This window comes from Sphingomonas kyeonggiensis (genome assembly GCF_030812785.1).
Taxonomy (GTDB): domain Bacteria; phylum Pseudomonadota; class Alphaproteobacteria; order Sphingomonadales; family Sphingomonadaceae; genus Sphingomonas; species Sphingomonas kyeonggiensis_B.
This window is the reverse complement of sequence record NZ_JAUSTJ010000003.1, coordinates 703170-717643: the sequence shown is the minus strand read 5'-3', so window position 1 is coordinate 717643 and position 14474 is coordinate 703170. Positions and strand designations below refer to the sequence as shown.

The 14474-nt window shown below is 68.2% G+C and carries 15 protein-coding genes; 9 read left to right on the top strand and 6 right to left on the bottom strand.

Going from position 1 to position 14474, the window contains the following annotated elements:
- The first annotated feature begins 128 nt into the window (after positions 1–128).
- From J2W22_RS20850 to J2W22_RS20810, 9 genes are all read left to right on the top strand, one after another.
- Complete coding sequence (locus tag J2W22_RS20850) at positions 129–1163, top strand: flagellar motor switch protein FliG (protein WP_307120202.1); 1035 nt, start codon at positions 129–131, stop codon at positions 1161–1163.
- A 12-nt stretch (positions 1164–1175) separates the two neighbouring features.
- Positions 1176–1838: a FliH/SctL family protein gene (locus J2W22_RS20845; RefSeq protein ID WP_307120201.1), complete on the top strand. Its 663-nt coding sequence runs from the start codon at positions 1176–1178 to the stop codon at positions 1836–1838.
- 229 nt (positions 1839–2067) lie between these two features.
- The gene (fliF, locus tag J2W22_RS20840) at positions 2068–3672 is read left to right on the top strand and encodes a flagellar basal-body MS-ring/collar protein FliF (protein WP_307120200.1); all 1605 of its coding nucleotides are present in this window, start codon (positions 2068–2070) and stop codon (positions 3670–3672) included.
- A 10-nt stretch (positions 3673–3682) separates the two neighbouring features.
- Entirely contained in the window at positions 3683–4033 is a 351-nt protein-coding gene (gene fliN, locus J2W22_RS20835) for a flagellar motor switch protein FliN (RefSeq protein WP_307120199.1), read from the top strand.
- 2 nt (positions 4034–4035) lie between these two features.
- Positions 4036–5373, top strand: coding sequence for a sigma-54-dependent transcriptional regulator (locus J2W22_RS20830; RefSeq protein WP_307120198.1), 1338 nt, complete (start codon positions 4036–4038; stop codon positions 5371–5373).
- The gene (locus J2W22_RS20825; RefSeq protein WP_307120197.1) at positions 5370–5528 is read left to right on the top strand and encodes a hypothetical protein; all 159 of its coding nucleotides are present in this window, start codon (positions 5370–5372) and stop codon (positions 5526–5528) included. Before J2W22_RS20830 ends, J2W22_RS20825 begins: the two co-directional genes overlap by 4 nt.
- A complete protein-coding gene (gene flhA, locus J2W22_RS20820) occupies positions 5528–7609 on the top strand; it encodes a flagellar biosynthesis protein FlhA (RefSeq protein ID WP_307120196.1) in 2082 nt (693 codons plus the stop codon). Before J2W22_RS20825 ends, flhA begins: the two co-directional genes overlap by 1 nt.
- A 75-nt stretch (positions 7610–7684) precedes the next feature.
- Complete coding sequence (locus J2W22_RS20815; RefSeq protein WP_307120195.1) at positions 7685–9136, top strand: flagellar hook-length control protein FliK; 1452 nt, start codon at positions 7685–7687, stop codon at positions 9134–9136.
- Positions 9137–9148: 12 nt separating this feature from the next.
- Positions 9149–9865, top strand: a complete 717-nt coding sequence (locus tag J2W22_RS20810) for a flagellar hook assembly protein FlgD (protein WP_307120194.1) — start codon at positions 9149–9151, stop codon at positions 9863–9865.
- Positions 9866–10151: 286 nt separating this feature from the next.
- On the opposite strand, the gene J2W22_RS20805 is transcribed toward J2W22_RS20810, so the two are convergent.
- From J2W22_RS20805 to flgG, 6 genes are all read right to left on the bottom strand, one after another.
- Positions 10152–10469, bottom strand: a complete 318-nt coding sequence (locus J2W22_RS20805) for a hypothetical protein (protein ID WP_307120193.1) — start codon at positions 10467–10469, stop codon at positions 10152–10154.
- 112 nt (positions 10470–10581) lie between these two features.
- A complete protein-coding gene (locus tag J2W22_RS20800; RefSeq protein WP_307120192.1) occupies positions 10582–10983 on the bottom strand; it encodes a hypothetical protein in 402 nt (133 codons plus the stop codon).
- Between the two features lie 154 nt (positions 10984–11137).
- The gene (locus J2W22_RS20795) at positions 11138–11992 is read right to left on the bottom strand and encodes a flagellin (RefSeq protein WP_307120191.1); all 855 of its coding nucleotides are present in this window, start codon (positions 11990–11992) and stop codon (positions 11138–11140) included.
- A gap of 468 nt (positions 11993–12460) precedes the next feature.
- Positions 12461–13225 (bottom strand): flagellar basal body L-ring protein FlgH, encoded by a 765-nt coding sequence (gene flgH, locus J2W22_RS20790; protein WP_307120190.1) that lies wholly within the window; start codon positions 13223–13225, stop codon positions 12461–12463.
- Between the two features lie 25 nt (positions 13226–13250).
- Entirely contained in the window at positions 13251–13679 is a 429-nt protein-coding gene (gene flgA, locus J2W22_RS20785) for a flagellar basal body P-ring formation chaperone FlgA (protein ID WP_307120189.1), read from the bottom strand.
- Positions 13679–14464, bottom strand: coding sequence for a flagellar basal-body rod protein FlgG (gene flgG / locus J2W22_RS20780; protein WP_307120188.1), 786 nt, complete (start codon positions 14462–14464; stop codon positions 13679–13681). The genes flgA and flgG overlap by 1 nt, the downstream gene beginning before the upstream one ends.
- Positions 14465–14474 lie beyond the last annotated feature (10 nt).

Here is a 14474-nt window from a genome sequence, read left to right as displayed (position 1 = left end):
CCGATCAGACTACCCGACAAATTAACCGTCATCGCGCTCCGCCTCGCTTTGCTTGGTCCTATAATAGAGGGAAAGCCGCTCCCACCCGTGTGTGCGGGCGCAATTTTTTCGCGAGGGAAACGAAAAAAATGACGATGATGGCCCCGGTAGCCGAACCGCCCGAACTCAAGCGCTTCAGCGGCCCGCAGCGCGCCGCCGCCCTGATGCTCGCGCTGGGCAAGGAACATGGCGCACCGATCTGGGAACAGCTCTCCACCGACGAGGTGAAGGAATTGTCGTCGACCATCGCCGGACTGGGCCGCATTCCGGCCCCGGTGGTGGAGCATCTCCTCGTCCAGTTCACCAGCGAGATCGCATCGATGTCGTCGATGCACGGCAGCTACGAGACCACCGAGCGCCTGCTCGCCGGCATATTGCCGAGCGAGAAGGTGAAGGAAATCATGGAGGACATCCGTGGTCCCTCGGGTCGCACCATGTGGGACAAGCTGTCCAACGTCAGCGAGACCGTGCTCGCCGGCGCGCTGAAGCACGAATATCCGCAGACCGTGGCGGTGATCCTCACCAAGCTGCGTCCCGACCATGCCGCGCGCGTGCTCGCCGAGCTGCCGCGCGAATTCTCGGTCGACGTGGTGATGCGCATGCTGCGCATGGAGACCGTGCAGAAGGACGTGATCAACCAGGTCGAGCAGACGCTGAAGAGCGAGTTCATGACCAATTTGTCGCGTTCGCAGAAGCGCGATCCGCACGAATCGATGGCCGAGCTGTTCAACTCGCTCGACCGCTCGACCGAGGAAGCGATGCTCAACGCGCTCGACAACAAGGCGCCGGAAAGCGCCGAGCGGATCCGCGCGCTGATGTTCACCTTCGAGGACCTGGGCAACCTGCTGCCGCCGGCGATCGCCGCGATCGTCCGCAGCGCCGACAAGCGCCAGATGGCGCTGGCGCTGAAGGGCGCGCCGGACAGCCTGAAGACTCTGTTCTTCGGCGCGATGACCGAGCGTGCGGCCAAGCTGCTGCGCGAGGACATGGCGGGCATGGGCCCGGTGCGTGCCCGCGATTGCGAAGAGGCCCAGTCGGCGCTGGTGCGCCTGGCCAAGGACCTGGCGGACCGCGGCGAGATCCTGCTCGTCGACCCCAAGTCCGACGACGCGATGATCATCTAAGGAACATTGCCGATGAGCATGCATGCCCATGTGAATGTCGAGCGTTTCGGCTTCGACCGCATCTTCGCGGTGCCGCCGGGCAAAAGCGGGCCGATCGGTCCCGATGCCACGCTCGAGGTCGCGACGCTGCGCGCCGAGCTGGCGCTGCTGCGCAACGAGCAGGAGTCGGCGCTCGCGCTGGCCCGGGCCCAGGGCTATGAGGCCGGGCTCGCCCAGGCACGGGCCGAGCGCGAGGTCGCGCTGCTGAGCGCGGTCGACGCGCTCCAGGCCGGCATCGAGGGCATCGACGCGCAGTTCGGCAAGGTCTCCGAACGGGTGACCGGCGAGGCCGCCGAAGTGGCGCTCGCCGCCGCCGAGCTGATCGCCGGCCGTGCGCTGGAAGTGGCGCCGGGCGCGGCGATCGACGAGGCGATCGGCCGGGCGCTCGGCCAGGTCGCGCGCGGCACCGAGCTGCAGATCCGCGTCCATCCCGACCTGCTCGACGATATCGAGGGCCGCGTCGCCGACCGCCAGTCGCGCGACCGCCGCAAGCTCAACCTGATCGTGGTGCCCGACGAGACCATCCCGGTGGGCGATGCCCGTATCGGCTGGGAAGAGGGCGGGCTGGCGCTAGATGTCGCGGCACGGCGCGAGGCGGTGCTGAGCGAGCTCGAGACGCTGCTGAAGGCTGCCTAAGGCCTCCAACCAATATCCGTCATCCCGGCGAAAGCCGGGATCTCGTGCCGCGAGCCGTCCGCTTGCCGCCTGAGATCCCGGCTTTCGCCGGGATGACGATTCTGGGGAAAGCCAGTCGGTACAACCCACTAGGCAAAAATTTCCCCCGGCAAAAACTGCCGCCTCCCCCACCCCTCTATAATGATCGCAAGGGGCATCCGCCTCACCAGTTCTACCCAACGGGGCGACATTGGAAGCGATCAAAAACCTGGTGGGCCAGATCGGCCCCAAGCGGCTGATGCTGATGGGGGGAGTGGCGCTCGCGCTGCTCGCCGCCCTCGCCTTCGTCGCCACCCGCGGCTCGAACCCGAGCATGGGTTTCCTCTATACCGACCTCGACCCCTCGGCCGCCGCGGCGATCACCGAGAAGCTCAAGGCGCAGAATGTCGAGTTCCAGCTCTCGGCCGACGGCACCTCGATCATGGCGCCGCAGGACAAGCTGGCCGAGCTGCGCATGGGCATGGCCGGCGAGAAGCTGGGCGGCAAGATCGGCTATGAGGTGCTCGACGAGGAGCAGCCCTTCGGCGTCTCCGCCAGCCGGGCCAAGATGAACGAGACCCGCGCGGTCGAGGGCGAGCTGGCCAAGTCGATCCAGACGATCCAGAACGTCAGCGCCGCGCGCGTCCATATCGTGATGCCCGAGCGCGCGATGTTCGCCGAGGAGAGCCGCAAGGCGACCGCGGCGGTCACCGTCAAGACGCGCGGCCGCATCCCGAGCGAGACCGTCGCCTCGATCCGCTATCTCGTCTCCTCCTCGGTGCCCGAGCTTTCGCCCGATGCCGTCTCGGTCGTCGACCAGACCGGTGCGCTGCTCGCCCGTGCCGGCGACCCCAGCACGGCCAGCGCCGGCGATGCCGACCAGCGCCAGCAGGCGGTCGAAGGCAAGCTGCGCGACGAGATCGAATCGCTGCTCGAGCCGATCGTCGGCCAGGGCAAGGTCCGCGCCGAAGTCTCGGCCCAGATCGACCGCGACCAGTCGCGCGAGGAATCGAACGTCTTCGATCCCGACAAGCAGGTGATCTCGCGCCAGGTGAGCGTGGAGACCGGCGAGCAGAACCGCGAGACCGATGCCGGTCAGCAGACTGCCTCGGTCGGCAACCAGCTGCCCGCCGCGCAGACTGCCGCCGCCAACACGCCGGGCGCCTCGCGCCAGTCGGGCAGCAACCAGACCTCGGAAGACACGACCTACGACAACAGCTCGACCAAGACGGTCACCGTCCGCACGCCGGGCAAGGTGACCCGCCTGAGCGTCGCGGTGATGGTCGATGGCGGCGAGAAGGGTCTGCCCCAGCCGCAGATCGACCGCCTCCAGCGCCTGGTCGAGAACGCCGTGGGCGCCGACACCCAGCGTGGCGACAGCGTCGTCGTCGAGAGCATGCGGTTCAACACCGGCGAGGCGCCTGCCGACGCCACGACGAGCTTCCTCTCGTCGCTGCCGATGGACCGGATCTGGGGCCTGCTCCAGCTCGTCGTGATCGGTGTGGTCGGCCTGGTCGCCATCCGCATGCTCAAGCCGAAGCCCGCCCCCGCGCTGGAAATGGCCGAAGCCGCCCCTGCCCTGCCGACGCACTCGCCCGAGATGCTCGCGCTCGCCGAGCGCGCCGCGGACGGCGACACCGAGGCGATGGCCCAGCTCGAGGCAATGACCCCCGACGTGCCGCAGCTCGATCAGGAGATCGCGCTCGCCCAGGTCGACGGCCGCATCAAACTCTCCGCGCTCAAGCGCATCGGGGACGCGATCTCCGCCAGCCCGCCCGAGGCGGCCTCGGTGATCCGTCAGTGGATGAACGCATAGGACTGTGACCATGGATATCGAACCCCACGACATCATCCCGACCGAAACCACCGCGGATCAGCCCGCGCCGGTGTTCGAGGATTTCGACATCAACCCGAGCGGCGAAGCCCCGCAGGGCACCGAGGGCCTCGAGGCCGTCCATGACGTGCCGGTGCGCGTGCAGGCAGTGCTGGGCCGGGCCCGCATGCCGATCGGCGAACTGCTGCACCTGGGTGCCGGCACCGTGGTCGAGCTCGACCGCCGCGTCGGCGAGCCGGTGGACATCTTCGTCAACGACCGGCTGATCGCCCGCGGTGAAGTCGTCCTGATCGACAATGCCCTGGGCGTCACGCTCACCGAGATCGTGCGGGCCGAGCATTGAGCATGGGACCGATCCGGATGCTGCTGATCGGCGCGCCGGGCAGCGAATTTCGCCGCGCCGCCGAACTGGCGCAGGGCGCGGGCGCCGAGGTCACCATGGCCGATGCGCCTGCCCCCGCCCTCGAGACGCTGCGCGAGCAGGGCGCTGACCTGGTGATGATCGACGTGCTGGAAGACGCTGTCGGCTTCCTGGGCGACCTGCGCCGCGAGCGCTTCGTCGTTCCCGTGCTCGCCTGCGGCATCTCCGCCCCGGCCGAGCGCGCGGTGGCGGCGATCCGTGCCGGCGCCCGCGACTATGTGCCCCTGCCCCCGCAGCGCGAGCTGATCGCCGCCGCCATCGCTTCGGTGGTCGAGCGCCAGGCGCAGGTGCGCATCGGGGGCCACCCGGTGCTCGAACGCGCCATGGCGCTGGGCGCCGCGGTCGCGCCGAGCCCCGCCCCGGTGCTCGTCACCGGCGGCAAGGGCAGCGGCAAGGAGATGATGGCGCGCGAGATCCACCGGCTCTCGGGCCGCGCCGACCCGCTCGTCTCGGTCGAGTGCGCCGGCGTCGCCGCCGACGTGCTGGAGTCCGAGCTGTTCGGGCACGAGGCCGATGCCTTTCCGGGCGCCGCCGCGCGCCGCGTCGGCCGCCTCGAAAGCGCCCGCACCGGCACGATCTTCCTGCGCGAAGTCGGCGCGCTGGCACCGGCCACCCAGGCCCGGCTGCTCGCCGCGCTGATCGAGAAGCGCTTCCGCCGCCTGGGCGGCACCGAGGACGTGCCCTTCGAGGCGCGGCTGATCGCATCGACCGGCATGGACCTGGAGCTGGCGGTGGAAGCCGGCAGCTTCCGCGAGGACCTGCTCGTCCGCCTGAGCCTGGCGCGCATCGAGGTGCCGCCGCTCACCGAGCATGATGGCGACATCGCCGCGCTGGCCGAGCATTTCGTCGCGCAGTTCGCCGAGGCCGACGGGCTTCCCGCCCGCCCGCTCTCGCCGACCGCGATGGCGGTGCTGCGCGCCTATGGCTGGCCGGGCAACATCCGCGAGCTCAAGGAATGCATCCACCGCGCCGCCTTGCTGGCGCGCGGGACCCGCATCGAAGCCGAGGACCTGACCCGCGCCGACGGCTCGCCGCTGGAAGCGATCGTGTCGCTGCCCGCGGCGGACGGCCGGATCGAAGTCGACAGCCTGATCGGCCGCACCGTGGAAGAGGTGGAGCGCGAGCTGATCCTCGGCACGCTGGAGCGCTGCCAGGGCAACCGCACCTCGGCCTCCAACATCCTGGGCATCTCGGTGCGCACGATGCGCAACAAGCTGCGCACCTTCATCGAGGGCGGCATCGCCGTGCCGCCCGCGGCATGAGCCCGCGTCCGCTCTTCGCCATCCAGAGCCTCCGCCTGCCCCAGGCGGAGGCTGATCTGCCGCAGGTGCTGCCCAGCGCAGCGCTCTGCCATCGCTTCACGCTCGGCCAGTCGCCCTCGGCGCCGGCCAAGGCTGTTTGGAAAGCTCGCCCCTGATGCCTCCCGTGATCATCAACTTCATGCAGAAGATCGGCGCGAACCGCGACATGGCGCTCGCGGTCGGTGTGATCGCGATCATCGCGATGCTCATCCTGCCGATCCCGGGCTGGCTGCTCGACCTGGGCCTGGCCCTGTCGATCACCGTGTCGGTGATGATCCTGATGACCGCGCTTTTCATCGAGAAGCCGCTGGAGCTCAGCGCCTTCCCGACGATCCTGCTGGTCGCGACGATGCTGCGGCTGGGCCTCAACCTCGCCTCGACCCGCCTGATCCTCACCCACGGGCATGAGGGCCACAATGCGGCGGGCGGCGTGATCGGGGCGTTCGGCGAGTTCCTGATGGGCGGCGAGGTCATCATCGGCCTTACCATCTTCATCATCCTGATCGTCATCAACTTCGTCGTCATCACCAAGGGCGCCGGCCGCATCGCCGAAGTCGCCGCGCGCTTCAGCCTGGACTCGATGCCCGGCAAGCAGATGGCGATCGACGCCGACCTTTCGGCCGGCATGATCAACGAGGACCAGGCCAAGGCCCGCCGCGCCGAAGTGGAAGCCGAGAGCGGCTTCTACGGCGCGATGGACGGTGCCTCGAAGTTCGTGAAGGGCGACGCGATCGCCGGCCTGCTGATCACCGCGGTCAACATCGTCGTCGGCCTGACCATCGGCGTCGTCTCGCACGGCGTGCCGATCGGCGAGGCGTTCCACACCTATACCGTGCTGACCGCCGGCGACGGCCTGGTCAGCCAGATCCCGGCGCTGATCATCTCGATCGCCGCGGGCCTGCTCGTCTCCAAGGGCGGCGTGAAGGGCAAGACCGGCTCGGCGCTCAGCGACCAGCTCGGCCGCTACCCCAAGGCGTTCGGCATGGTCTCGTTCCTGATGGGCGCGCTGGCGATCATGCCGGGCATGCCCTTCCTGCCCTTCGCCATCTTCTCGGCCGCCTCGGGCTTCGCCGCGTGGAAGATGAGCAGGAACGCCGCCGCCAAGGCCGCGATGGAGAAGCTCGTCGAGGCACAGGAGCAGGCCGCCAGCGCCGTGGTCGAGCAGCCGATTTCGCAGACGCTGGCGATCGACGCCGTGCGCATCGAGATCGGCTATGCGCTGCTGCCGATGATCAACGAGGCCGAGCGCGAGCCGCGCCTCGACGACCAGGTGCGCGCGCTGCGCCGCCAGATGGCGACCGATTTCGGCTTCGTCCTCCCCTCGGTCCGGATCATCGACAATATGGGCCTGAAGCCCAACGAATATGTCATCACGATCAAGGAGACCGAGGCGGCGCGCGGCGAGATCCGCATCGACAAGCTGCTGATGATCAATCCGGGCGGCGGCCCGGCCGGCCTGCCCGGCGAGCCGACCACCGAGCCGGTCTTCGGCCTCCCCGCCCTGTGGATCGATCGCGAGCTGCGCGACGAGGCGGGCTTCCGCGGCCTGACCGTGGTCGAGTGCGGCACGATCATCACCACTCACCTGACCGAGCTGGTCAAGGAGAACATCGCCGACCTGCTCTCCTACACCGAGACGCAGAAGCTGCTCACCGAAGTCCACAAGGAATCGGAGAAGCTGGTCGCCGACATCGTCCCCAGCAAGGTCTCGGTGTCGAGCGTGCAGCGCATCCTGCAGAACCTGCTTTCCGAGAGCATCTCGATCCGCGACATCCCGACGATCCTGGAAGGGATCGCCGAGGCGGCGCCGCTGACCAGCAACCTGACCCAGATGACCGAGCATGTCCGCTCGCGCCTGGCGCGGCAGATCAGCGCATCGCAGGTGCGCGGCGAGGCGATCCCGGTGGTCACCCTGTCGCCCGAATGGGACATGGAGTTCGCCGAGAGCATTCTGGGCCAGGGCGACGACCGCCAGCTGGCGATGGCGCCGAGCTCGCTGCACAAGTTCATCCAGCATGTCCGCGAGACCTATGACCGGCTGGCGCAGGACGGCGAGATCCCCTGCATGCTGACCAGCCCGGCGATCCGTCCGTTCGTCCGCTCGATCATCGAGCGCGTGCGCCCGGCCACGGTGGTGCTGTCGCAGAACGAGATCCACGCCCGCGCCCGCATCCGTGCGCTGGGGACAATTGGATAGGGTCCCGACCCGGTTGGTCGCGACCGTCCTATAAGGAATAATGCGGGCCCAGACGCCCGCCCATGAGGCGCCTGAATGCAGATAAACAATATCGGGTTCGCTGGTCTGCTCGGCGCCGGGGGCGCCAACCCCGGCGATGCCGGCACCGGCTTCGCCCAGACGCTGGGGCTGATGCTCGGCGCACCGGCCCCCATGGGAACCCCGGCCAAGCTCGCCGTGCCCGCCACGGGCGCGCCCCCGACGGCCGCCAATGACGCGCTTGCTCCGGCGACCTCGCTGAGCATGGCGCAGCTGCTCACCACCGCCGCGCCGGCCGCCATCGCGACGGCTCCGGCGACCGCGCCCGAGACCGCGACGGCAATGCCCGCGCCTGCCGCCGATGCGCTGCCCGAGACCCTCGTCCCGGCTGCGCCGACGGTGCAGGCGCCGGTGGACGCATTGCCGGTCACGGCGGAAGAACCCGCCGCTGCCCTGCCCGCGACCCCGGACAAGCCGGTCGTCGCGACGCCGCCCGTCGAGGCCAAGCCAGCAAAGCCGGGCAAGCCGGTCGCAGCGGTGCAACCCGATCCCGCCACGCAGGGCACCCTGCCCGCCCCTGCCGAACCGGCAGCCGAGGTGAAGGCCGAAGCGCCGGCCGAGGGGCCCAAGGCCCCGGTCAAGCGCGGCCCGCGCCTCGCCGGCGACGACGCGGCATTGCCCGCGGCCGATACCGCGATGATCCCGGCCGATGCGCCGACCGTCGACATGGTCGCGGTCGCTGTCGCCCAGGCACCGGTGCAGCCCGAAGTCGCGGTGAAGCCGCAGCCTTCGACCACGCGCCAGTTCGGCGAAGTCTCGACCGGTACGCGCAAGGCCGATGCCAAGGTCGCTTCGACGGACGCAAAGGGTGCCGAGCCCACTGTGAACGACAAGCTCGAGGCCGCGACCTCGGCGATCGCCGGCAAGTCCGGCCAGAAGAACGACAATGCCGCCGGCGACGAGCGCGGCCAGGCGCCGGCGTTCACGCTGCGCCAGGACGCCGCCACCGCGCCGACGCCGACCCATCACGCCACCGAAGCCGCCCGCACCCAGGCTGCGCCCGCGGTAGCCGCGGCCGAGCCGGTGATCGCGGCGCGCCCCGGCCATCTCGGCCAGCAGATGGGCGTCGAGATCGCGCGCAAGGTGGAGGCCGGCGAAGACACGCTGCGCGTCCGCCTGAGCCCGGACAATCTCGGCAAGGTCGAAGTGACGCTGTCGTTCGACGACAGCGGCAAGATGCACGCCACGGTGCGCGCGGAGAGCCAGCACGCGCTCGACCTGCTCCGCCAGGACGCGCCCGATCTCGGCCGCGCGCTCGATCAGGCGGGCATCCGCTCCGACGCGCAGAGCTTCCGCTTCGAGAGCCGCGGCGAAGGCAGCAACGCACAGGCCCAGCAGCAGGGCCAGAATAGTCGCGGCGGCCAGTTCGCCGGCAATGACGAACCCGAAACCGCCCAGCCGGCTTACCGCGAGATCCGCGGTGACGGCCAGGTCGATCTCCTCGCCTAGGAGCGCTTCAGCATGACCAGCGTCAATACGAACAACACCACCAACACGACGACGAACACGGCCAATCCGAACAGCACGGGCCTGAACGCCGACTTCACGATGTTCCTGAAGCTGCTGACCACGCAGATGCAGAACCAGGACCCGCTGAGCCCGATGGACACCAGCCAGTACACCCAGCAGCTGGTGCAGTATTCGCAGGTCGAGCAGTCGATGGCGCAGACCTCGACGCTGAAGGACATCCTGTCGACGCTCGGCACGCAGAACCTGACCCAGGCCTCGTCGCTGATCGGTCGCGCGGTGGAAGTGGACACGCCGGTCTCGGGCCTGAGCGACACCCAGGCCGCGCAGTGGAGCTGGACGACCCCGCGCACCGCCACCTCGGTCGTTGCCACGATCACCGATTCCTCGGGCAAGGTGGTCGATACCCGCACCGTCGAAGTGAAGGGCGACCAGGGCACGCTCGCCTGGGACGGCCTGACCTCGGACGGCAAGGAAATGCCTGCGGGCAAATATTCGCTGTCGATCAAGGCGCTCGACGCCTCGGGCACCGAGATCACCAACACCACGGTGCACAGCATCGGCGTGGTGAACGACGTGCAGCTCGCCAACGGCTCGGTCCTGGTGACGGTGAACGGCAACGAGGTGGATGCGAGCAAGCTGATCCGCGTCGGCGCCACGCCTACCACCGGCGGCACCGGCGGCGGCACCGACACGGGCACCGGCGCCTAGGGTTTTTCCGGAGGCGGTGGCGTTTGGGCCACCCCTCCCCTCTTCCTATAATGAAAGAAGAGAGGCGGGCGGACGTATCAATCCCCTCGCGATCCGTCCGCCTCTCCACCGGCGCCCAGGCGCCCTGTTTTCCTTTCGCTTATCAAGAGACGGGCCGGTTCCTCCTCCACCGGCCCGTCTTTTTTTCGTGCGCGCGAGACGCGCCGGCCGGCGGGCGGCATCACGTCCAGGCAAACGAAAACGGGGCCCCGAAGGACCCCGCTCGCTGTTCCGAAGGATCGGTGGTTCAGGCGTGCGCGGCGCGCAGGACCGGCTGGGTGGGCAGCTGGATGATCTGCACCGGCGCCAGCCCGGCATCGGCCTCGATCACCTCATAGGCGTCGAGCGCGCAGCCCGGCAGCGCCGCCGGCGCGGTGAGCATCGCGATGCACTCGGCGATCGACGGATCCTCGCGCGGGCCGATCGTGTCCAGCACGTCCGCCAGCGTCATCCCCGGCGCGGCCAGCGCCCGATCGGCGGCGGCCGCCCAGAGGGCACGAGCATCTTCGACCTTGAGAGTGAGCGACACCGTGAAGCTACCCGAAGCTACGGAACCATACCCCATTTCACTTACGCCCATTTGTCTGCCCCTGACCCGTTCGTGTGAATTTTGTCCTAGATGCCGCAAATGCGGCCCGCGGCGAAGTACGGGCAAGCCCGTATGTGGTTTTGCGGAATCAATGGACCCGCGCTTCGGCGCGGCGCCCGAGCTCGCGGGCATGCGCCGCGACGAGGCACAGCTCGGCATAGAGCCGGTCCCAGAAGGGCGCGGGGATATCCAGCGCCGGACCGCCCGACTGGGCGAGCGCCAGCTGCGCGCAGGGGTCGAGCCCCAGGCGGAAGCGGGTGGCGAAGACGCCGTCGATATGCTCGTCCGGAAGCCCGTGCGGCACGGCCAGGCGCGCCGACATGATATAGCCCGACAGCACGTCCACGCCGTAGCCATCGAGCATGATGCGCGGCCGGCCGGTGATGTCCGGACGCTCGAGCACGACCAGCGCGCCCGACGGATGCTCCTCGACGCTCACCTGCAGGCGGCCGCCGAACGCATCGGTGATTTCTCTGATCCTGGGAAACAAGACCTATTCTCCTCTTGGGATCATTATAGAGGCGTCAACCAACAGAGACGCGCGAACGCGCCGAAACCGACCCAAAGGGCACAAAAAAAGGAGGCCGGGACTTGCGTCCCGGCCTCCTCGTCAGGGCCATAGACTCCAGGGAAAAAGTCTGGCCTTAACGGAACAGCGACGTGATGGTCGACGGCGCCTGGTTGGCGATCGACAGAGCCTGCACGCCGAGCTGCTGCTTGACCTGAAGGGCCTGCAGCTTCGCCGATTCCTTCGCCAGATCGGCGTCGACGAGGTTGCCGATGCCGCCTTCGATCACGTCCGAGAGCTTGCTCGTGAAGGTCGACTGCGCGTCGATCTTGCGCGAGGCAGCGCCCAGGGTGCTGAGGCTGGTCTTCAGGTTCGACTGGGTGGTGGTGATCGTGTCGATCATCGCCTGAGCAGTCGCCTGGGTGCTGATGGTGGCGCCCGAAGCGATCGTCACGGTCGCGCCGCCCAGGTCAAGAGCCTGGTTGGCAACGCTGAGCGAGTCCGGATCCCAGGTGGTGGAGCCGGTGTTCGAGTCCTTCAGCGACTGAAGGGCCGAAACGGTGCCACCGCCGGTCTTCAGCAGGTTCGTGCCGTTGAAGTCAGACGAGTTCACGATCGTGGTGATCTGGTCACGCAGGGCAACGAAGTCCCCGTTGAGCGCGTCACGGGTCGCCGTGTCGATACCGGAGTCGGCAGCCTGGTAGGCCTTCGCCTTCATCTGGTTCACGACGTCCGAGATCTGCTCGGCGCCAGCCACCGCCACGTCGGTCACGCTCTTGGCGCGGCTCAGCGACGAAGAAACGGCCGCGAGGCCGCCCATGTCGCCACGCAGGCCCTGAGCGATGGTGTACGAAGCCGAGTCGTCCTTGGTCGACGCAACCTTCAGGCCGGTGTTGATGCGGCTCTGAACCTGCGACAGGCCCTTGTTGGTCTCGTTGAGGCTCTGAAGAGCCGCCATCGCACCGACGTTGGTGTTAACCGAAAATGCCATGTTACTATCCTTCTTGGATCGAGGGGCTGCTTCTGCGGCCCGAACCGGAGACGCCGGTTCGCGACGGAGACATGATCGGTATGTCCCGCATGTTCATTGTGGGAAAATTTATAGGATGACCAAAATTATCCCACGAATTTAAATGGTTAATAGATAGTTAACGGGGATTTGGACCCTCGCCTCCTCTCGTCATCCCGGCGGAAGCCGGGATCTCAGGCGATGGCGCGGGGAAGGAGCCGCACGAGATCCCGACTTTCGTCGGGATGACGGCCTGGGGTGGCGGGAGGGAGGGAGGCGTAATCTCCCTCTCCCCTTCAGGGGAGAGGGTCGGGGAGAGGGGCATGGGGCAACCCGCCCTCGACAGCCCCCTCTCCCCTGCCCTCTCCCCGCCAGCGGGGAGAGGGAGAAACGAAAATCGCCCCGCAGCACGGGCTGCGAGGCGATCCTCTTTCAGGCTTGTCGACAGGCTCAGAACGGGAAGAGCGCGTCGTAGATCTGCTGGCCCCAGCGCGCCTGCTGCGCGTCGGTGAGCTGGCCCTTGCCGCCATAGATCACGCGCGCCTCGGCGATCTGCGAGTGGCGGATCGAATTGTCGCGGGCGATGTCCTCCGGCCGGATCAGGCCGGTGATGATCAGCTCGCGCATCTCGAAGTTCACGCGGACCTCCTGGCGGCCCTTGATCATCAGATTGCCGTTGGGGAGCACCTGGGTGACGATGGCGGCCATCGTCATGTTGATGTTCTCCGAGCGCGCAGTGGTGCCGCCGCCGGCATATTTCGAGCCCGAATTGGTCTCCAGCGCGGCATTGGCGTCGGCGCCGAGCAGCTTCTTGACCGGGCTGATGCCGAGCAGGCCGCCCAGGCCGCCGCTCTCGCTGCCGCCGCGGGTGCGCGAGGTGTTGTTGCCCAGGTCCGCCTTGTCGGCGATGTTGATCTTGATCGTCAGGATGTCGCCGAGCTTGTTCGCGCGCTGATCGCGGAACAGCGCGCCGGCGCCGGTGCGGAACAGCGAGGCGCTGCTGCCCGGCTGGGGCTGCTGCATCGCCACCGTGCCGTTGGCGGTCGCGCCGCGGACGCGCTCCGACGGCATTGCCAGCGACGGCTCGATCTCCGGTGCAGTGACCGGCTGGATCTCCGAGAGCTTGGGGGCCTTGCCCACCTGCTTCAGGCGCCCGACGGCGCCGCAACCCGAAAGCGTGGCGGCCATCGCCGCAATCAGAATGATCTTACGCATGCTACTTTCCCTGTAAGCTGCAAGTTCAAGGCGTGACGATCCGCACGATGCCCGAGGCCTCGATGACCCCGTCCAGCGTGCGGTTGGTTGCATTGGCGACGACACGCACGGCCTCGCCCTTGGAGCCGCCGGCAAGCGCACGGCCCGCCGCGGTTATGATCAGCGGGCCGCTGACGATCCGTATCGTCACCGGCTCGCCGCGACGAACCATCTGCGGACGCATCAGGTCTGCCTGGCGCACCACCGTGCCCGCGGGCAGGTTGCGCGCGGCTTCCATGCCGGAAGCCTGATCGATGGTGAGCGCACCGCGCGCCGCAGCAGCGGGGCGCGGCTCGACCGAGAAATCGCCCGCCTCGATGCGATCGCCCTTCTGCACGGCATGGCCGAGCACGGCGACCGGCACTTCCTCGGGGGTACCGAAGGCGAGCAGCGCAAGGCCGAGGATGCTGATCATCAGCGCAGCTGGCTGGTGGTCGCCAGCATCTCGTCAGCGGTCTTCACCACGCGGCTGTTCATCTCATAGGCGCGCTGCGCCGTGATCAGCGCCGTGATCTCGGCCACGGGATTGACGTTCGAGGCCTCGACGAAGCCCTGCATCAGCGTGCCGAAGCCGGGATCGCCCGGGGTGCCGGTGATCGGCGCGCCCGAAGCCGCGGTCTCGAGGAACAGGTTGCCGCCCTTGGCCTCCAGGCCGCCTTCGTTGACGAAGGTGGTGAGCTGGAGCTGGCCGATGGTCTGCGGCGTCGGGTCGGCGCCGCCGAGCACTACATCGACCTGGCCGGTCTTCGAGACGGTGACGCCCACCGCGTTCTGCGGCACGGTGATGCCCGGCTGGACCGGGAAGCCGTCCGAATTGACCAGCTCGCCCTGATCCGACACGCCGAACGAGCCGTCGCGGGTATAGCCGGTCGAGCCGTCGGGCAGCGTGATCTGGAAATAGCCATGGCCCTGGATCGCCAGGTCATACTGGTTGTCGGTCTGCTGGGTCGAACCCTGCTCGTTGATCCGGTAGATCGCGCCGGTCTTCACACCCGAGCCGATCTGGATGCCGGTGGGGCTGCGGGTCTGGGCGCTGGTCGACGAACCGGGACGCACGACCTGCTCGTAGAGAAGGTCCTGGAACTCGGCGCGCTGGCGCTTGAAGCCCGTGGTGTTCATGTTGGCGATGTTGTTCGAGATCACATCGACATTGGTCTGCTGCGCGAGCATGCCCGTCGCGGCGATGGAAAGCGTACGCATGGATCAGTTC